Below are 19,332 nucleotides of genomic sequence, written 5' to 3' on the forward strand. Positions count from 1 at the left end.
ACGGATGGAAATTTTGCTGGTGCTGATCGTGCTCGGAGCAGCAGTGTTATATTTCTTCAGAGGCAATGCCCGGAGAGGTGCCGAGACCGTAAGAGCGTCGATATTCCTGACTGGCTTGGAGACTGGGAGCTCGGTCGCGGAGGCCAACACGGTGGCAAGTTTGGATGCGGAAAACCTGCCAGCCTCCGCAATACGTGACGCGATAGAACGAGTGCGGCTAAGATACGGCGGCAAGCAATTGCCAATGATTGCGCAGGCGTATCGCAAGGGTATGAAGCCCAAGCTCGCCTTCTGGAATCAGATTTTAATAGACATTTTTTATTCAACCGTTCCAGAGCGCATCGTCGCGCAAGCCGCCCCACTGACCATTGATGACGTGATAGACCGTGGTCGTTTATATCGATCATTAAACAAACACATGGAAACATTGGAGGTTGAAACTGACACGCCTCTTGGGTTTCGTATGTCCAAATTCTTATCGTTTGGTGCAGATATGGCCAGACAGGCCGCCGATATTCCTACGTCTACTGATGAAATGGACCCAGGACCTGAAAGCGCTGCTACTGTTTTGGTTGTACAGCAGGGCATCCATACTCTCATGACGCTGGAAATGGGGTCAGACGCCGTTAAAACATCAAGTTACAAGGCTGAATGGGCAAAGGTATTTGAATTCACGATGTGGCAGACCTTTCGTTACGACGGCCGAGACCCAAAAGACGAGCGAGGTCGACAAATTCTTGAGTTAGGTCGTCGCATGACAAAGATAGCACAGTCAGAGAATGCAGTCCTACTCCAACATATTTTCGACGCTTGGGATTCTAGCCTCAGTGATCTCTCAGACGAATCCATAGATCAGATGGGTAGTGCTATGCGGGAAGCGGTCGACTGGTGCCAGCACCGGCTTAGACGTCCATAGTGCGGCGAGAACAATGGGCCATTTGACGCTGCCGGTTTGAACCGATGAGCCCTTAAGGCGATGGGTAAGCTGGCCGCGTGGCCGCCTACGAACTGAAAGGCACCGTTGCATCGTTGATACTCGCTACAGAATATGATGTTGGTGTCGCCTCCTGACAACAGCGGATAGTCCCCGCTCGTACGTGCCAACCGTGCCGCTGTCTCCGCGCGGCCGCTTGCCTTGGTGTAGTCGACGAACAGCGGATCCCCCGCATCTGCCAATGCTCTGATCATCCGTGCACGATCAGCTGCGCGCGGTGCCAGTGCGATATCCCTCTGCCGTGCAGCAAACCACTCCACTTGCTGCAGCTTCATCCGGTCCCAAGGTGGATTACCGACTATCGCATCGAAGCCACCCGTAAGCCCATCCTGTTCCCAGTTCGACCACACACCGGGGAATGCGACCTGCCAGTGCAGAAATCTTTCCTCAGCAATAAGCGTACGCGCTTCACGTAACAGGATTTGGAATGCATCCGTATCTCTACCAGATTTCGGTTCTTCTTTGCCCAAGAGGATGCCAACGGGGTCACCGAACTGCCCATCGAAGAAGTTCTGGATCAGGCGCTTTCGCTCTTTGCCCCGCATGTCGATCCAGTCGAGAGCATGGATAAATGACAACAGAGCATTCAAGGGTGCGGTCATCTCCCTGATCTGATCGAAGATGTCTTGTGAGCGGTGTGCCTCTGCTATTTCCGCGTCTGTAAGACCTTCAACAATCTGCATTTGCGACGCTGACTGCAAAGCCGCCCTGATGGGTTCGTGCAGAACCAACGGCGAGCCGTAGGCGGTCGCCTTCTCAATCCCGGCTTTGATCCATGACCCAAACAGACTGTCCCCGGCTCGTAGATGATGGTCGAGAAAGCTCAGTGGCGCGCCAACAGTGAACGTATGTAGCCAAAGCGCGACCTTGGCCAGTTCCACCGCCATAGGGTTCTTGTCCACCCCGTAGACGCACCGCTTCAGCACCATGCGCCGAATTATGTGCCTGTCATCGAGCTGATCCTCGTTAACGGTCCAGCCGCCGCGCTCGGCGTTGTCCAGGATCACATTCCGTACGGCTTCGATACGATCGGCCAACGGCGAATGATAGTCTCCCCAAACAACTACCGCTTCAGCTTCCGCCATGGCTTCGATAACGTGATCGGCCAGCTTGTCGACTAGACTTACGAGAAAGTGGCCCGAGCCCATGGCCGGGTCGCACACCTTCAATTCCAACAGCTTCAAAGCGGGGTCTAGACGGGTCAGAGAGCCACGCCGGTTCGACGCCGCTGGTTGGCTACCCAACTCGTCGGCCTGCGCTCTGAAGGCCTCTGTGTGCCGCGAGACGAGGGGGCGAAGGGTTTCTTCAAGGATCAGCCCTACAAGATCATCAGGGGTGTAATAGCTCCCGGACCCCTTCCGCGCGAAAATATTGGGCCGAACCTGAACCTCGCCGTCCTGCCGTACGACTTCATGTTCCAACAGCCGTTCATAGATCGAACCAAGTTGCTGCACACTTAGGTCGCGGTAGTTGATGTAGTGCCGCTGACCATCAGACTGAATGAACGACAGGACGTCGATGACATTCGCGATCATCGCATCGCCCAACCTGATACTGGCTAGCAGCGGAGTTCGATCACGGTTGAACAGACCACCATTGTACGGTGGAAGCCCGATCGAAGCGTCCCCGGAATCGATGGCTCTGCACAGATCGTCAAGCGTCGTCCAGTACCGGGCTGCAGTTGCGGAGAACACATCACCCGAATCCTTGCGCCGCTTCACATCTAGACGAACCTTCTCGCGCAAGCTGTAGTCATCGTACCGAGCCTCCCGCACAGGCAGCAAGTCACGGTCTTCAGCGTACAGAATGAACAGAAGGCGGTAGAGCAGGATCAGTGCCGCTTCACGGACTTCTTGAAGGTCGGCAGTTGGGGCAGCTTCGGCAATGCCTTTGGCCAGCGTCGGGAAAACGAAGCCAAACACAAGATCGGAGAGGTCCTTCGCAACGCGCTCTTCATAGAATTTGCCTTCGGCAAGCGCACGATCATGGAACGATCGTTGATCGCTACCGACAATGAATGCCTGCCTGCGGAACGCGAGCACGAACACTTTGAACCAGTGATCCTGCTCAGCGGTCGTTAAGGCGAGCAGACCCCCATCGAAGCCGGGTAGGCCGAGTATGGACCCTAGGTCGATTTCAAAGAAATCTTCGGCTATGGATTGCGCCCCCGAATAGTACAGTCGCCAGCGCAGACCATTGGTCAGTATGCCCCAGCGAAGGATGCCATTAGTCAGGTCATCTACCCGGCGCAGATAGCGCAGCATCTGGGTTGATGGAGCTGTAACTTCGTCTCGCTTTTCGGAACGCCGATCGAGCGGTCGAAGCCAGCGCTTGCTTTCGACCAGTGCAGCTCCGAACTCATAACGCCGCCATTCCTCCGGGTGGGCATTGGCCCTGGTTTTGGCAGCAGCGTCGACGAAAAGCACAGCGTCTGGCACATCCTGCCGACCGCCTGCGGTGAGGTTCTGCTGGGTCAGAAACTGATCCCAACCAAGCGCCCTGAGAATGGGCCAAATCAAGTCATTTTCGGTCGTGGCTTCGTTCGGAGTCTGGCTCGTGGGAACCGTGCATACAGCCCAATGATCGAAGTGCGGAGTGACCTTAGTTCTTGGTCAGTGAGCGCCTGCCAGTCGTGCAGATCAGCTATCGAGCTTTCTACAAAGTCATTCGTGAATAGGCTTCCATGATAGGCACTGGACACCAAACCGCATTCCCCCGACAAGCCACCGGTCTGACCTGTGATAGATCACAGCGCGCTGGGTTCAAAGGGAAACTTCGCTCTCTCGCCCAGCGTCCACCTAAGATGACAATGTGCATGACGCGGACGTCATTGCCTATTGCATCCGGGAGGCGCTTCTGGCCTCTGGGTTGCGGGCCGGCATCAGTCGGTTTCGTTCATTACTGCCTTCATGTAGGCCCTCGGATCATCGCCAATACCTACGCCCTTATCGACAGCCGCTACTACGTGCGCGATGTCCCCAACTGCCTCTGTTTTGGTCCGCTCACCTGCCTTATAGCGGTCGAGCACCAAGCCAATGAACTTATCCAGAAGGGCATAGTCTCGGCTCGTCAGCTGCGGCATATCGATCCATTCTCCTGATGCTACCGCTCGCATATAGGCGAGACCGCCTATGTGGGCAATCGTATAGCCTTAACGGGAATTCCAAAACTGAGACCATACCCGCGATTGCCATAAAGCGGCTGTCCTAGTATGCAGTGAGACATTGAAGGGAGGCATTTCGCCTCCCGGCTTTGCCAGAATGCCCGGCAGCATTGGGCTTCAAGGCGATGGTGGACAGCCTTGTCACGCCCACCATCCTTTCAATAACTTAGCTAACCCAATGTGCCGATTGGCACAGAAACTCCGGGTCGAAGATTTCCAACCGCGACCCCGGAACCAAATCGGACGCGTTCCGTTGCACGCCAAATGGGGACGGCTGCAATGGCCGAAGACGAGTTGGAAGGTTTATATAGATCCCATCAAATTGCGCGCCGAGCGGTATCGGCTTCGAGCCGAAGTCGACGCCGAACGGCAACAAGCGCGACGGATCCGCAGCGAACTGCAGTCGGCCCGAGAGCGAGCCTGGATATTCCGGCAAGGCCCAGAAGATCTCTAACGCACCGTGCAACTGATCTGACGCCCGCAAGTTAACCTTCATGGTCGGCAACTAGCAAAGGACGCCGGCGGCTGAGAGACAGCGACCGCGTTCCCGTCTGAACCAAGACCCGAGACGCGTCGTGCGAGACCGAATTCCCGACAATCCACGCCCGCGCCCTCTTCAAGCCGAGAGCGACAGGAAGCTCCTCGCCCAAACGAGAGATGTGATCAATCGTTCGAGGCAGAAGCTCATCGACAGAACCGCAGATCGATCCGCACCGGTTGAAGCGGATTTCTCGCAAAGTCACTGGGATCTAGACTAGACCTCGGCCTGCGGGAACATGCGCTGCTGCCGATCGGTCGGCCTAATGATGGTCGACGACGGCGGTGCCAACCCCTTCCAGCTGAATTTCGGCTGCTGCCGGTCCAAGCCCGATATCCAGGTTACGCTTTTCGCCAGCGGCAGGGGAAGCGAGAGGCATATCCCTCTCAGACGCCCGAGACGGCGCAAAGTGCTTTCATCCTGGCGACGGCGAGGTGAGGATCGGCCAGCAATCCCGCCTGATCGGCGAGGCGGAAAACATCGGCGTAGTGGCAGACGCCGCGTGCCGACTGCATGCCGCCGACCATGGTGAAATGATCCTGGTGGCCATTCAGCCAGGCCATGAAGACGATGCCTGCCTTGTAATATTCCGTCGGGGCTTCAAAGATCTTGCGCGACAGCGGCACGGTCGGCGCCATCAGCGCGTCATAGCCGGCCCGGTCGCCCTCGGCGAGCCTGGCCAACGCGGGGTTGGCCACCGGGGCGATGGCATCGAAGATGCCGAGCAGCGCATGCGAGTGCCTCTTGCCGTCGCCCGCGATCAGCTCCGGATAGTTGAAATCGTCACCCGTGAACATCACCACGCCTTCAGGCAGGCGGTCGCGCAGCAGCACCTCCTTGCCTGCGTCGAGCAGCGATATCTTTATGCCTTCGACCTTGTCTGCGTGCCGCTCGATGATGGCGACCACGGTGTCCAGGGCGGTATCGAAATCATTGCTGCCCCAATAGCCCTTGAGCGCAGGATCGAACATGTCGCCCAGCCAGTGCAGGATCACCTTGCCGGAGGCTTGGCTGAGGATGTGGTCGTAGACGCGGGCATAGTCGTCCGGGCCTTTGGCCACGGCCGCCAGCGCGCGGCTTGCCATCATGATCGCCTTGCCGCCCTCGCCTTCGATGAAGGCGAACTGCTCCTCATAGGCTCGGATCACATCGTCCAGCGACTTTGCCGCGGCCGGCGCCAGATGGTCGGTGCCGGCGCCGGAAGCGAGATCGGCGCCTTTCACCGTGCGCGCCTCGGCGATCGAGCGCCGGATCAGTTCTTTCGCGCTCGCCCAGTCGAAACCCATGCCGCGCTGCGAGGTGTCCATCGCCTCGGCGATGCGGAAGCCGAGCCGCCACAGATGATGACGGAATGCCATGGTCTTGTCCCAGTCGACCGCCGGCCGCGACCAGGGATCGGTCATGGCGAAGGGGTTGGCGACGACATGGGCGGCGGCATAGGCGAGGCGCGGGAAATCCGCGCCGATGTTGGGCTGCGCCGGTTGGCCGACCAGCCGGTAGCCGACACGATCGCCATTCTTCGCAGGCAGGATGATGTCCATCGAAATCTCCCTTTGTGGCAGCCTATAGATGGAACGTTCCAATAAATCAAGAACCTTTATGATCCCTGCGACTGAAGCGATCCGACGCAGCGCTGCGGCCCTAAGCCCATACATTTTCTGGCCATCGATCAATTTTTCGAAATCGACATGATTCCCAGTTGACTCTGGTTTGACGCAATGTTTAGAACGTTCCAATAAATTTTAGCGCCGGACGCGGAGGAAGCACGGATATGGCCAGCCGGGCCAAGGCGACGATTCTGGACATCGCCCGCGAGGCCGGCGTGTCCAAATCGACGGTATCGCTCGTGCTGCAAGGCAGCGGGCTGATCCGGCCTGAGACCGCGCTCAAGGTCCGCAAGGCGATCGAGGATGTCGGCTATGTCTACAACCGCGGCGCCGCCAACCTGCGCAAGGCGCATTCCAACGTCATCGGCATGGTGATCAACGATCTCACCAACCCCTTCTTCGCCGAGCTGGCGGTTGGCATGGAGCGCGTCTTTCAGGCCGCAGGCATCGTGCCCTTCATCGCCAACACCGCGGAAAATCCGGTCCGCCAGGAAGAAGTGCTGAAGTCGCTGCTGGAACAGGGCGTCGCCGGTCTGATCGTCTCGCCGGCGCGCGGCACCACGCCCGGCGCCTTCCGCCGCATCGAGGCTGCCGGCGTGCCGGTCGTCTTCGCCATGCGCCGCCTGCCCGAGAGCCGCATCCCGGCAATCGCGCCCGACAACCATCGCGGCGCCTATCTCGCCACCCAGCATCTGATCGGCAAAGGCCACCGCCGGCTGGCTTTCTTCGGCGGTTCGTCCGACCTCGTTGTCTATCACGACAGGCTCGGCGGCTTCATCGAGGCCTGCGAGGCGCTTGGCATCCCGGCCGCCAACCGAACGATCGTCGAAGGCGAGACCAGCCGCAGAGCCGGCATGGCCTGCCTGGAGACCGCGCTTGCGGCAGCCGAGCCGCCGACAGCCGCGCTTTGCTTCAACGACGCCGTCGCTTTCGGCGTCATGCTCGCGCTGCGCAAGCGCGGCCTGGAGGCCGGGGCCGACTTCGCCGTGGTCGGTTTCGACGACGTGGCCGAAGCCGAGCACTACATGCCGGCGCTGACCAGCGTCGCCGTCGACACCCCAGGCCTCGGCGAGCGCGCCGCGCACGTCATGCTGAAGATGATCCAGTCGCGCACGACGCGCGCCGAGGACCATATCGGCGCGGTCAGCCTCGTCGTCAGGGAAAGCTGCGGCCCGAGCCGCAGCGCGCACGGCACTGGAATGGGAGACGCGGCATGAGCGTGAGATGGGGCCTGATCGGCGCGAGCACAATCGCCAGGCAGTTCATGATCAACGCCATTCGCGCGCAGGCCGACGGCGAGGTTGCCGCCGTGATGAGCTCCAGCGCAGAGCGGGCTCAAGGCTACGCCAAGGAAAGCGGCATTCCTAAAGCCGTCTCGACGCTCGATGCGCTGCTTGGCTCGGACATTGATGCCGTCTACATCTCGACCACCAATGAGCTGCATCTCGAACAGGGGCTGGCCGCCATCAAGGCCGGCAAGCATGTGCTCTGCGAAAAGCCGCTGGCGCTGACCAGCGCCGATGCGCGCAAGATGGTGGCGGTGGCCAGGAAAGCCGGCATCGTGTTCGGCACCAACCATCATCTGCGCAATGCCGGCGCGCACCGCGCGATGCGCGAGGCAATCGCAACCGGCCGTATCGGCAAACCGATCGCCGCGCGTGTCTTCCATTCCGTCTATCTGCCTGAAAGCCTGCAGGGCTGGCGCATCACCAGGCCTGAAGCCGGGGGCGGCGTGGTGCTCGACATCACGGTGCATGATGCAGACACGCTGCGCTTCGTGCTCGGCGACGATCCGGTCGAGATCTCGGCCTTCACACAGTCGGCCGGCATGGCCGGCGGCGGGCTGGAGGACGGCGCGATGTGCATCTGGCGCTTCAAGTCCGGCGTCATTGCGCAATCGCATGAAGGCTTCACGACCAAGTTCGCCGGCATCGGTTTCGAAGCGCATGGGTCGGAGGGCTCGCTGATCGCCACCGATGTGATGACGCAGAAGCCGGTCGGCTCGGTGCTGCTGCGCACTGCAAATGGCGAGGAAGAGCTGAGCTTCGATCGCGAGGACCTCTACACCCGCTCGCTGCGCCAGTTCCATGCCGCGATCCGCGGCGAAGGCCAGCCTTCGGCCACCGGCGAGGACGGCATTTGGTCGCTGGCATCCGCCGAAGCAGCACTGCAATCATCGAAGACCGGCAAGGCCGTGATCATCGATCCGCAACTCGGGAGCATCGCGTGAGCAAGCTCGTCACGGCAGCGCATGCCGCCAGCCTGATCAAGGACGGCATGGTTGTCTCGGTGTCGTCCTCGAGCGGCCTCGGCTGCCCCGACGCCGTGCTCGCCGCGATCGGCGAGCGCTTCGATGCGGAAGGGCATCCGAGAGCGATCACCACGCTGCACCCGATCGCCGCTGGCGACATGTACGGCATCAAGGGCATCGACCATCTCGCCAAGCCTGGCCTGCTCAAACGCACGCTCTGCGGCTCGTATCCGTCAGGCCCCTCCTCCGCCGAGCCGCCGCGGATCTGGCAGATGATCGGCGACGACTCGGTCGCGGCTTACAACGTGCCCTCCGGCATCCTCTTCGACATGCATCGCGAGGCGGCCGCCATGCGTCCCGGCGTGCTGACCAAGGTCGGCCTCGACACTTTCGCCGACCCTCGCCACCAGGGCTGCGCCATGAACGCCGCCGCCAGCGAGCCGATCGTCTCGGTGCAGCAGTTCGACGGCGAGGAGTGGCTCTATTTCCGCGCCATCGTCCCCAACGTCTCGATCATCCGCGCCACCTCCGCCGACGAGCGCGGCAACCTCACCTACGAGCATGAGGGCGCCTATCTCGGCGGTCTCGAACAGGCATTGGCTGCCCGCAACAATGGCGGCATCGTCATTGCGCAGGTTAAGCGCATCGTCGAGAACGGAACCCTCAAGCCGCACGATGTGCGCGTGCCCGGCGTCTTGGTCGACCATATCGTGGTCGCGCCCGATCAGCTGCAGACGACGCAGACGGCTTACGACCCGGCGATCTCGGGCGAGATCTTCCGGCCGCTCTCCACCTTCCGCACCCCGGAGATGAACATCCAGAAGGTGATCGCGCGCCGCGTCGCCATGGAGTTGCGCGACGGCATGGCCGTCAATATCGGCTTCGGCATCTCCGCCAACGTGCCGCGCATTCTTCTCGAGGAAGGCCAGCACGGCAAGGTCACCTGGGTGATCGAGCAGGGCGCGGTCGGCGGCGTGCCGCTGCTCGACTTCAAGTTCGGCTGCGCCTCGAATGCCGAGGCGATCATGCCCTCGCCGCACCAGTTCATCTATTTCCAGGCCGGCGGCTTTGACGCCTCGCTCCTGTCCTTCCTGCAGATCGACCGCCACGGCTCGGTCAACGTGTCGAAGCTTTCGGCGAGACCGCATGTGACGGCCGGCGCCGGCGGCTTCGTCGATATCACCGCGCGGGCGAAGAAGATCGTCTTCTCCGGCTTCTTCAATGCTGGCGCCAAGCTTTCGCTGGCGAACGGCGCCCTCCGCATCGACCAGGAAGGCAAGGTGAAAAAGATCGTCGAGGAGGTCGAGCACATCTCCTTCTCCGGCAAGCGCGCGGTCGCGCAAGGCCAGGACATCACCTATGTCACCGAACGCTGTGTGATGAAGCTGACCCAGGCCGGGCTGATGGTGACCGAGCTGGCGCCCGGCATCGATCTCGAACGCGATGTGCTGGCGCAGGCCGACACTCCGCTCTCCGTCGCAAACGACCTCAAGTTCACGCCGGCCTCGCTCTATCAAGATCGGCCGATCGGCCTGTCGCTCAACGGCGGCGCTTCGCTTGGAGGCGCGCATGGCTGAGCGCCTCGTCACCTTCGAGCAGGATGGCGTGATCGGTACCGTGACGCTCAGGCGGCCGGAAAAGTTCAACGCGCTCGACATTCCGATGCTGCGCGCGCTCGAAGCCGCACTCGACAAGGCCGAACTGGCCGAGGGTGTCCGTGTCGTGCTCATCAGCGGCGAAGGCAAGGGTTTCTGCGCCGGCGGCGACGTCGAGGCCTGGGCACAATTAAGCGCCGCCGATTTCCAGGTTCAATGGGTGCGCTACGGCCATCGTGTCTTCGACCGGCTGGCGCGGCTTCGGCAACCGACAATCGCCGTGCTGTCCGGCCATGCGCTGGGCGGCGGCTTCGAATTGGCCGCCGCCTGCGATTTTCGCGTCGCCGAAACCCAGATCAAGCTCGGCTTTCCCGAGACCTCGATCGGCGTCGTGCCCGGCTGGTCTGGTACGCAGCGCGCTGTGCGCCGCTTCGGTGCACAGATCGTGCGGCGCATGGCGCTTGGCGGCGAGATTTTTCTGGCGAACGAGGCGCTCGGCCTCGGCGTCGTCGACCGCGTCGTCGAAACCGGCAAGGCCTTGGATGAAGCAAAAGCCTGGGGAGAAAAGATCGCCGAGCGTGGTCCGCTCGCAACCGAGGCCGCTAAGCTGATGATCGGCATTGCCGAAGGCGAGGAAGACGCCGCCGCCACGGAAGCGCTGGCCAGCGGCTTCATTGCGCTCACCGGCGATCTCAAGGCCGGTGTCGGCGCCTTCAAGGCCAGGCACAAGCCGGACTTTTCGAGATCCTAGAGAAGATACGATGAACGCACCGCTTAACATTTCCATGCCGGTCGAAGCGTCTCAGGCGTTGAAGAGCTACAAGCTTCTGATCGACGGCAAACATGTCGATGCCCGGGACGGCCGCACGATCGAACGCAACAGCCCCGGCCACGGTTTTGCGGTTTCACGCTATGCGCAGGCGGGTGCTGCGGAAGTCGACGCTGCGGTGCAGGCAGCTCACAAGGCCTTCGAGGCCGGCGCATGGCCGCGCATGAAGGCGTCGGAACGCGCCGCGGTGCTGCTCAAAGCGGCCGATCTGATCGAGGGCCGACTGGAAGAGATTGCCAGGCTCGACGCGTTGGAATCCGGCAAGCCGATCGCGCAGGCGCGCGGCGAGATCGGCGGCGCCGTCGACATCTGGCGCTATGCCGCTTCGCTTGCTCGCACGCTCCATGGCGAGAGCTATGCCAATCTCGGCGATGACATGCTGGGCGTGGTCGTGCGCGAGCCGATCGGCGTCGTCTCGATCATCACGCCGTGGAATTTTCCCTTCCTGATCGTCGGCCAGAAACTGCCCTTCGCGCTCGCCGCCGGCTGCACTGCCGTGGTCAAGCCGAGCGAGATGACCTCGGCGTCGACCTTCGTGCTCGGCGATATCCTGCTGCAGGCCGGCCTGCCGACGGGTGTCGTCAACATCCTCGCTGGCCTGGGTAGCGATGTCGGCGCGCCAATGGTCAGCCATCCGCTGGTTGAGATGGTGTCCTTCACCGGCTCGACCCGCGTCGGCAAGATGACCATGGCGGCGGCGTCCAGTTCGCTGAAGAAGGTGTCGATGGAGCTCGGCGGCAAGAACGGCCAGATTGTCTTTCCCGACGCCGATCTCGAAGCAGCGGCGGATGCCGCAGTCTTCGGCGGCTTCTTCAACGCCGGCGAATGCTGCAATGCCGGCAGTCGGCTGATCGTGCATGAGGCGATCGCGGACGACTTTCTCGGCGCAGTCAAGGCGCTGGCCGAGAGGGTGAAAGTCGGCGATCCGCTTGACGACCGCACCAAGGTCGGCGCGATGATCTCGGCCGACCATATGGCGAAGGTAGCCGGATATGTGAAGGCGGCCAAAACCGGCGGCGGCAGCGTCTTCAGCGGCGGCGGACAGCTCGCCTCCAACGCCGGCCAGTATCTCGATCCGACCATCGTCCGCAACGTTACCGAGGACATGGAAATCGCGCGCGAGGAAGTCTTCGGGCCGGTGCTGTCCGTGCTCACTTTTGAAACGATTGAAAGGGCATTGCACATCGCCAACAACACGCCCTATGGTCTGTCTGCGGGAGTGTGGAGCGCCAGCATCGACACATGCATGTCGGTGGCGCGCGGTGTGCGTTCGGGGACGGTTTGGGTGAATACGTTCATGGAGGGTTATCCCGAACTGCCCTTCGGCGGCTACAAGCAATCCGGTCTCGGACGCGAACTCGGCAAACGCGCCGTCGAGGACTATACCGAGGAAAAGACAATCCAGTTTCATCGCGGCCAGCGCACCGGATGGTGGCTCGGCTGAGTTGGGAGACCCCGGCGGTCACCCCGCCGGTTATGTGAATGCAACAAGGGAGGTAGTACATGTTGCGCAAACTGCTTATCGGAACGGCTCTTGCGACGAGCTTTGCGTTCTCGGCGCATGCCGCGGACGTCAAGGAAGTGCAGATGCTGCATTGGTGGACGTCGGGCGGCGAAGCGGCTGCTCTGAACGTGCTGAAGCAGGATCTGGCCAAGGAAGGCTATGCCTGGAAGGACGTGCCGGTGGCCGGCGGCGGCGGCGACGCCGCCATGACCGCTCTGAAGGCGATGGTCGCGGCCGGCAACTATCCGACTGCCTCGCAGATGCTGGGCTACACCGTGCTCGACTATGCCGCTGCTGGCGTCATGGGCGACCTCACCGAGACCGCCAAGAAGGAAGGCTGGGACAAGAGCGTTCCGGCCGCCCTGCAGAAGTTCTCCGTCTATGACGGCAAGTGGGTCGCGGCTCCGGTCAACGTCCACTCGGTCAACTGGCTGTGGATCAACAAGGCCGTGATGGACAAGATCGGCGGCACCGAGCCGAAGACCTTCGACGACTTCATCGCCCTGCTCGACAAGGCCAAGGCCGCTGGCGTCATCCCGCTGGCGCTCGGCGGCCAGAACTGGCAGGAAGCGACCATGTTCGACTCCGTCGTGCTGTCGACCGGCGGACCGGAATTCTACAAGAAGGCGATGAACGACCTCGATGAGGAGTCGCTCAAGTCCGACACGATGAAGAAGTCGTTCGACAACCTCGCCAAGCTCGTCACCTATGTCGACCCGAACTTCTCGGGCCGCGACTGGAACCTCGCCACCGCCATGGTCATCAAGGGCGATGCGCTAGTTCAGGTCATGGGCGACTGGGCCAAGGGCGAATTCCACGCCGCCAACAAGACGCCGGGCACGGACTTCCTCTGCTACCGCTTCCCGGGCACCGACGGCTCGGTGATCTACAACTCCGACATGTTCGGCATGTTCAACGTTCCGGACGACCGCAAGGCCGCCCAGGTCGCTCTGGCCACCGCCACCCTGTCGAAGAGCTTCCAGTCGGCTTTCAACGTCGTGAAGGGCTCGGTCCCCGCCCGCACCGACGTGCCGGACACCGACTTCGATGCTTGCGGCAAGAAGGGCATCGCCGACCTTAAGGCGGCTAACGAAGGCGGCAAGCTGTTCGGCTCGTTGGCCCAGGGCTACGGCGCGCCCCCGGCTGTCGCCAACGCCTACAAGGACGTCATCTCGAAGTTCGTCCATGGCCAGATCAAGACCTCGGACGAAGCCGTGACCGAATTGGTCAAGGCGATCGACGACGCCAAGTAAGGCGTTTTGCTGGAGCGATCCAGGAAAAGTGCATAGCGGTGTTCCGTTCGGAATTGCATAAACAAAACCACTCGAGTCTCCCCCGCTCCGGCGGGGGAGGTCTCCTGTCGAGACGATATACGGGATTGCTGCCTGGTGTGCGCCGCACGCTGGCTGGTCCCCAATAACCGGTACTGGATGAGCCGATGAGCACAGTCGCCGAAACCCAAATCAAGCTGACGCCGGAACATGACGCCCGTCCTGGCGCCTCCGTCCGCTCGCGATTGCAGGACCTGTTGCCGAAGATCGTCCTGGCGCCGAGCTTCGCGGCGACGATCGTCTTCGTCTATGGCTTCATCCTGTGGACGATCTATCTGTCGTTCACCAACTCCAAGACCTTCCCATCCTACGACATCACCGGCGCCCGCGCCTATCAGCGGCTGTGGCGCTGGACCTTCGAGAGCGACCCGCCGTCGAGCTGGTACACCTCGATCACCAACATGGGCATTTTCGGCTTCCTCTACATCCTGATCTGCCTGGCGCTCGGCCTGTTCCTGGCCATCCTGCTCGACCAGAAGATCCGCGGCGAAGGCATGCTGCGGCCGATCTATCTCTATCCGATGGCGCTCTCCTTCATCGTCACCGGCGTCGCCTGGAAATGGTTCCTCGACCCCGGCCTCGGTCTCGAGCAGACGCTACACCAATGGGGCTGGACGAGCTTCCATTTCGACTGGATCAAGAACAAGGATTTCGTCATCTACACGGTGGTGATCGCCGGCGTCTGGCAGGCTTCCGGCTTCATCATGGCGATGTTCCTGGCCGGGCTTCGCGGCATCGACGGTGAGATCATGAAGGCCGCGCAGATCGACGGCGCAACCACGTTCCAGCTCTACCGCCGCATCGTCATTCCGCTGCTCAGGCCGGTGTTCCTGTCGGCCTTCATCGTGCTCGCGCATCTGGCCATCAAGTCCTATGACCTTGTCGTGGCGCTGACCAGCGGCGGACCGGGCGGTTCGGCCTGGCTGCCCTCCAACTTCATGTATGAGTTCACCTTCAAGCGCAACGAGATGGCGGTGGGCTCGGCGAGCGCGGTGATCATGCTGATGACGCTGACCGCGATCATCGTGCCTTATCTCTATTCCGAGCTCAGGGAGAAGCCGCGATGAGCGCCGTCACCTCACCGGCCAGCCAGGCATCGAGCGGCGTCAGCGCCAGGACAATCAACCGCATCGTCATCTACGGACTGCTTGCGCTGTTCGCGCTGTTCTACCTGATGCCGCTCTTCGTCATGCTGGTCACCTCGTTCAAGACCATGGACGAGATCCAGAACGGCAACATGCTGGCGCTGCCGCAGTCGCCGACCATCGCGCCATGGTTCAAGGCCTGGGGCGAAACCTGCGTCGGTCTCACCTGCGCCGGGATCAAGGGCTACTTCTGGAACTCCATCAAGATGGTGGTGCCGGCGGTGCTGATCTCGACGCTGCTCGGCGCGCTCAACGGCTATGTGCTGACCAAATGGCGCTTCCGCGGCCATACGCTGGTCTTCGCGATGATGCTGTTCGCCTGCTTCATTCCGTTCCAGTCGGTGCTCTTGCCGATGGCGACCATCCTCGGCAGCATCGGCCGCTTCGGCGCCAGCCTGCAGAACGCGACGGGGTTCAACTTCGGCCTCGGCAACTCGACGGTCAACCTGGTCTTCGTCCATGTGGTCTACGGCCTCGGCTTCACCACCCTGTTCTTCCGCAACTATTACGAGGCCTTCCCGACCGAACTGGTGAAGGCGGCGCAGGTCGACGGCGCCTCCTTCTTCCAGATCTTCCGTCGCATCATGCTGCCCAACTCGATGCCGATCTTCGTCGTCACCGTCATCTACCAGTTCACCAACATCTGGAACGACTTCCTGTTCGCTTCCGCTTACGCCGGCACCGGCGACGTGATGCCGATGACGGTGGCGCTCAACAATGTCGTCAACACCTCGACCGGCGTCGTCGAATACAACGTCAACATGGCCGCGGCGATGATCGCCGCGCTCCCCACCCTGATCGTCTATGTCGTCGCCGGCCGCTATTTCGTGCGCGGGCTGATGGCCGGCGCGGTCAAGGGCTGACCCTATTTTCTGAAGGAACGACCATGGCTTTTCTGGAAATTGATGGGCTGAAGAAGCGCTTCGGGAATGTCGAGATCCTGAAGGGCATCGATGTCGAGCTCGAAAAGGGCGGCTTCCTTGTGCTGGTCGGCCCGTCCGGCTGCGGCAAGTCCACGCTGCTCAACACCATTGCAGGGCTGGAAACCATCACCGAGGGCCAGATCCGTGTCGACGGCCGCGCGATCAACGATCTGCATCCCTCGAAGCGCGACATCGCCATGGTTTTCCAGAGCTACGCGCTCTATCCGAACATGACCGTTGCCGGAAACATCGCCTTCGGCATGGAGATGCGCGGCGTGCCGGCGGCGGAGCGCCAGGCGGCAATCGACAAGGTGGCAAAGATCCTGCAGATCGGTCACCTGCTCAACCGCAAGCCCAGCCAGCTCTCCGGCGGCCAGCGCCAGCGCGTCGCCATGGGCCGGGCGCTGGTGCGCGACCCGAAACTCTTCCTGTTCGACGAGCCGCTTTCCAACCTCGACGCCAAGCTGCGCGTCGACATGCGCATCGAGATCAAGCGCCTGCACGCCACGACCGGCACCACGATCGTCTATGTCACCCACGACCAGATCGAGGCGATGACGCTGGCGACCAAGATCGCCGTGATGCGCGATGGCGAGGTACAGCAGTTCGGCACGCCGGCCGAAGTCTACAACAACCCCACCAATATCTTCGTCGCCGATTTCATGGGCTCGCCGGCGATGAACCTGATCCCGGCCAAGATCGGCGCCAATGGCGGCGGGCTCTCCGTCGTTCTCGATCGTGAGGCGCGCCAGCCGATCACGCTGTCGCTGCCCGGCGCGCCGACCGGCCTTGCGGCCTTCAAGGACAAGCCGGTCATCTTCGGCGTGCGGCCGGAAGCGCTGACCGATCCAGAAGGCGCCGAACGCAACGGATCCGAAATCGCCACCGCCGACTGCCACATCGAAGTGGTCGAGCCGGCGGGATCGGACACCTTCGCGGTCACCAATCTCGGCGGCAAGGGCGTGGTGGCGCGGCTGCGCGCCGACGCCAGGATCCAGCCCGGCACCAGCACGCCGCTGGCCTTCAATCTCAGCAAGGCGGTGTTCTTCGATCCGGCGACCGAGAAGCGCATTCTCTGATGCATGTCGCCCAAAAGTGGATCCGGTTTTCGGGGCAGCGACATGCGTCAAGACAAAGATCTAAAGCGCGTGGTCCCCGTCAGTTCAAACGCGACGCGCTTTAGACCATGACAAATCCGGATATCGTCATCATCGGCTCCGGCATCGGCGGCGCCACGATCGCCTCCGGCTTGGCCGGCAGCGGCGCCTCGATCCTGATCCTGGAGCGCGGTGAACCGCTGCCTGCGACGCCGCATGCGCGCTCGACGCGCTCGATCTTCGTCGACGGGCATTACCGGCCGAAGGAGATGTGGCGCGAGGCCGGCGGCGCCGCGTTCAACCCCGGCAATTACTATTATGTCGGCGGCAACTCGAAATTCTTCGGCGCGGTGCTGATCCGCTACCGCAAGGAGGATTTCTCCGAGCTGGAGCATTTCGGCGGTGTCTCGCCGGCCTGGCCGTTTTCCTATGACGAGTTCGAACCCTGGTATTCGAAGGCCGAGCAGCTTTTCCGCGTGCGCGGCGCGCTCGGCGAGGATCCGACCGAGCCGTTCCATTCGATTCCCTATGCCTTCAAGCCGGTGCCCGACGAACCTTCGATCGCGCGTGCCCGCGCCGAGCTCAAAGGCCTCGGCCTGCATCCTGCCTCGCTGCCGCTCGGCGTCGACATCGAAGCCTGGCTGAAGGAGGGCAAGACCGGCTGGGATGCTTTTCCGAACACCGGCCAAGGCAAGGTCGACGCCCAGACCGGGCCTCTGGCGGCGGCGCTCAATGACAAGAACATCAAGCTCGAAACCGGCGCCCATGTCGACTGGCTCGAGGCCTCGCCGGACGGCAAATCGATTGCCGCCATTCATTACACGCAGAACGGCGCGCAAAGGACGCTCTCGCCGAAGCTGGTCATCCTATCGGCCGGCGCGATCAACTCCGCCGTCATCCTGCTGCGCTCGCCCTCGACAAACGGCAAAGGCCTCGCCAACAGTTCCGACCAGGTCGGCCGCAATTTCATGAACCACAATTCGAGCGCGATGCTGGCGATCGACCCGCGCCGCCGCAACGACGCCGTCTACCAGAAGACGCTGATGCTCAACGACTATTATCTGTCGGGCGGCAACGGCGGCAAGCCGCTGGGCAATGTGCAACTGCTCGGCAAGATCGACGGCAACATGCTGCGGGCCAATGTGAAGCTGGCGCCAAGATTCGCGCTCGATTTCATGGCCGGCCACGCCGTCGACTGGTACCTGATGTGCGAGGACCTGCCCGATCCTGAAAGCCGCATCCTGGTCGACGGCAAGGAGATCGTCATGCAGTGGCGGCGCTCCAACATGCAGTCGCTGGAAGGCCTGACCAAGGTGATGCGCGAAAACTTCCGCGCCTGCGGTTACCCGATCGTGCTGTCGCGCCCGTTCGACAAGCGCACGCCCTCGCACCAGTGCGGCACGGTGCGCATGGGCAACGACCCGGCGACGGAGCCACTCGATACGTTCTGTCGTGCTTACGACCATAAGAACCTGTTCGTCGTGGACGCCGGCTTCCTGCCGACCTCGGCGGCGGTCAATCCGGCGCTGTCGATCGCAGCCCAGGCGCTGCGCGTGGCAGACCATATCCGCAAGACGGAGTTCGCGGCATGACCCGCCCGGCAGCCATCGTCACCGGCGGCGCGCGCGGCATTGGCCTTGCCTGCGCCGAGGCGCTGGCCGATGCCGGCTTCGATATTCTTGTTGCCGACCTTGCGGACAAGCCGGCCGATGGACTTGCCGAAAGCATCGCCGCGCGCGGCGCGAAGTTTGCCTATGCCAGCTGTGACATCGCTGATCTCGCCGGCCATCCAAAACTGGTCGCGGCGGCGGTGGACGCCTTCGGCAGCATCGATTGCCTCGTCAACAACGCCGGCATAGGCGCCGTCGTGCGCGGCGACCTTCTGGAATTGAAGCCTGATAATTTCGACCACGAGCTAAATATCAATCTGCGCGGCACGGTGTTCCTCAGCCAGGCCGTCGCCAAGGCGATGCTGGCGACACCCGCCAGCTTTGCGAGGTCGATCGTCACCATCACCTCGGTCAGCGCGACAATGGCCTCGCCGGAGCGCGCCGACTACTGCATCTCAAAGGCAGGGCTTTCGATGTGGGTGAAGAACCTGGCGCTGCGGCTCGCCGCGGAAAACATCGGCGTGTTCGAGGTGCGGCCGGGCATCATTCGCACCGACATGACGGCAGGCGTATCCGCCAAATATGACGCGCTGATAGACGGCGGGTTGGTGCCGGCCAAACGCTGGGGCGAGGCCGCCGATATCGGCGCTGTGGTGGCCGCACTTGCCAGCGGAAAATTCGGCTTTGCAACCGGATCGGTCATCGATGTCGACGGCGCGCTCTCCGTGCCTCGCCTGTGAGTGAG

15 protein-coding genes are annotated in these 19,332 nt (G+C 62.0%); 12 read left to right on the forward strand and 3 right to left on the reverse strand.

The features are described from left to right. Positions 1 to 4: 4 nt before the first annotated feature. Positions 5 to 916: a hypothetical protein gene (locus P9230_RS08135; RefSeq protein ID WP_278118264.1), complete on the forward strand. Its 912-nt coding sequence runs from the start codon at positions 5 to 7 to the stop codon at positions 914 to 916. On the opposite strand, the gene P9230_RS08140 is transcribed toward P9230_RS08135, so the two are convergent. The 3 genes from P9230_RS08140 to P9230_RS08150 all read right to left on the reverse strand — a co-directional run bounded on the left by P9230_RS08140 (position 853) and on the right by P9230_RS08150 (position 6,236). Continuing rightward, on the reverse strand, positions 853 to 3,513 hold the full coding sequence (locus P9230_RS08140) for a hypothetical protein (protein ID WP_278118266.1): 2,661 nt from the start codon (positions 3,511 to 3,513) through the stop codon (positions 853 to 855). The genes P9230_RS08135 and P9230_RS08140 overlap by 64 nt on opposite strands. A gap of 362 nt (positions 3,514 to 3,875) precedes the next feature. After that, positions 3,876 to 4,076, reverse strand: coding sequence for a hypothetical protein (locus P9230_RS08145; RefSeq protein WP_278118268.1), 201 nt, complete (start codon positions 4,074 to 4,076; stop codon positions 3,876 to 3,878). A 1,005-nt stretch (positions 4,077 to 5,081) separates the two neighbouring features. Further along, positions 5,082 to 6,236, reverse strand: coding sequence for a dihydrodipicolinate synthase family protein (locus tag P9230_RS08150; RefSeq protein WP_278118270.1), 1,155 nt, complete (start codon positions 6,234 to 6,236; stop codon positions 5,082 to 5,084). Between the two features lie 230 nt (positions 6,237 to 6,466). On the opposite strand from P9230_RS08150, the gene P9230_RS08155 reads away from it, so the two are divergent. From P9230_RS08155 to P9230_RS08205, 11 genes are all read left to right on the forward strand, one after another. Next, positions 6,467 to 7,519 carry a LacI family DNA-binding transcriptional regulator gene (locus P9230_RS08155; RefSeq protein ID WP_278118272.1) on the forward strand — a complete coding sequence of 351 codons (1,053 nt, stop codon included), beginning with the start codon at positions 6,467 to 6,469 and terminating at the stop codon, positions 7,517 to 7,519. After that, the gene (locus P9230_RS08160; RefSeq protein ID WP_278118273.1) at positions 7,516 to 8,532 is read left to right on the forward strand and encodes a Gfo/Idh/MocA family oxidoreductase; all 1,017 of its coding nucleotides are present in this window, start codon (positions 7,516 to 7,518) and stop codon (positions 8,530 to 8,532) included. The genes P9230_RS08155 and P9230_RS08160 overlap by 4 nt, the downstream gene beginning before the upstream one ends. After that, positions 8,529 to 10,130 carry an acyl CoA:acetate/3-ketoacid CoA transferase gene (locus P9230_RS08165; protein WP_278118275.1) on the forward strand — a complete coding sequence of 534 codons (1,602 nt, stop codon included), beginning with the start codon at positions 8,529 to 8,531 and terminating at the stop codon, positions 10,128 to 10,130. The genes P9230_RS08160 and P9230_RS08165 overlap by 4 nt, the downstream gene beginning before the upstream one ends. Continuing rightward, positions 10,123 to 10,899, forward strand: coding sequence for an enoyl-CoA hydratase/isomerase family protein (locus tag P9230_RS08170; protein WP_278118277.1), 777 nt, complete (start codon positions 10,123 to 10,125; stop codon positions 10,897 to 10,899). Before P9230_RS08165 ends, P9230_RS08170 begins: the two co-directional genes overlap by 8 nt. Before the next feature lie 10 nt (positions 10,900 to 10,909). Beyond that, complete coding sequence (locus P9230_RS08175; protein WP_278118279.1) at positions 10,910 to 12,421, forward strand: aldehyde dehydrogenase family protein; 1,512 nt, start codon at positions 10,910 to 10,912, stop codon at positions 12,419 to 12,421. A gap of 59 nt (positions 12,422 to 12,480) precedes the next feature. Further along, positions 12,481 to 13,734, forward strand: a complete 1,254-nt coding sequence (locus P9230_RS08180) for an ABC transporter substrate-binding protein (RefSeq protein WP_067002546.1) — start codon at positions 12,481 to 12,483, stop codon at positions 13,732 to 13,734. Between the two features lie 185 nt (positions 13,735 to 13,919). Further along, complete coding sequence (locus tag P9230_RS08185) at positions 13,920 to 14,879, forward strand: sugar ABC transporter permease (RefSeq protein WP_067002547.1); 960 nt, start codon at positions 13,920 to 13,922, stop codon at positions 14,877 to 14,879. Next, positions 14,876 to 15,820 carry a carbohydrate ABC transporter permease gene (locus P9230_RS08190; protein WP_095800490.1) on the forward strand — a complete coding sequence of 315 codons (945 nt, stop codon included), beginning with the start codon at positions 14,876 to 14,878 and terminating at the stop codon, positions 15,818 to 15,820. Before P9230_RS08185 ends, P9230_RS08190 begins: the two co-directional genes overlap by 4 nt. Before the next feature lie 23 nt (positions 15,821 to 15,843). Continuing rightward, positions 15,844 to 16,959 carry an ABC transporter ATP-binding protein gene (locus tag P9230_RS08195; RefSeq protein ID WP_278118282.1) on the forward strand — a complete coding sequence of 372 codons (1,116 nt, stop codon included), beginning with the start codon at positions 15,844 to 15,846 and terminating at the stop codon, positions 16,957 to 16,959. Between the two features lie 107 nt (positions 16,960 to 17,066). Beyond that, positions 17,067 to 18,569, forward strand: a complete 1,503-nt coding sequence (locus tag P9230_RS08200; protein ID WP_278118284.1) for a GMC family oxidoreductase — start codon at positions 17,067 to 17,069, stop codon at positions 18,567 to 18,569. After that, a complete protein-coding gene (locus P9230_RS08205) occupies positions 18,566 to 19,327 on the forward strand; it encodes a 3-ketoacyl-ACP reductase (RefSeq protein ID WP_278118286.1) in 762 nt (253 codons plus the stop codon). The genes P9230_RS08200 and P9230_RS08205 overlap by 4 nt, the downstream gene beginning before the upstream one ends. Positions 19,328 to 19,332 lie beyond the last annotated feature (5 nt).

Source organism: Mesorhizobium sp. WSM4887 (genome assembly GCF_029625865.1).
Taxonomy (GTDB): Bacteria; Pseudomonadota; Alphaproteobacteria; order Rhizobiales; family Rhizobiaceae; genus Mesorhizobium.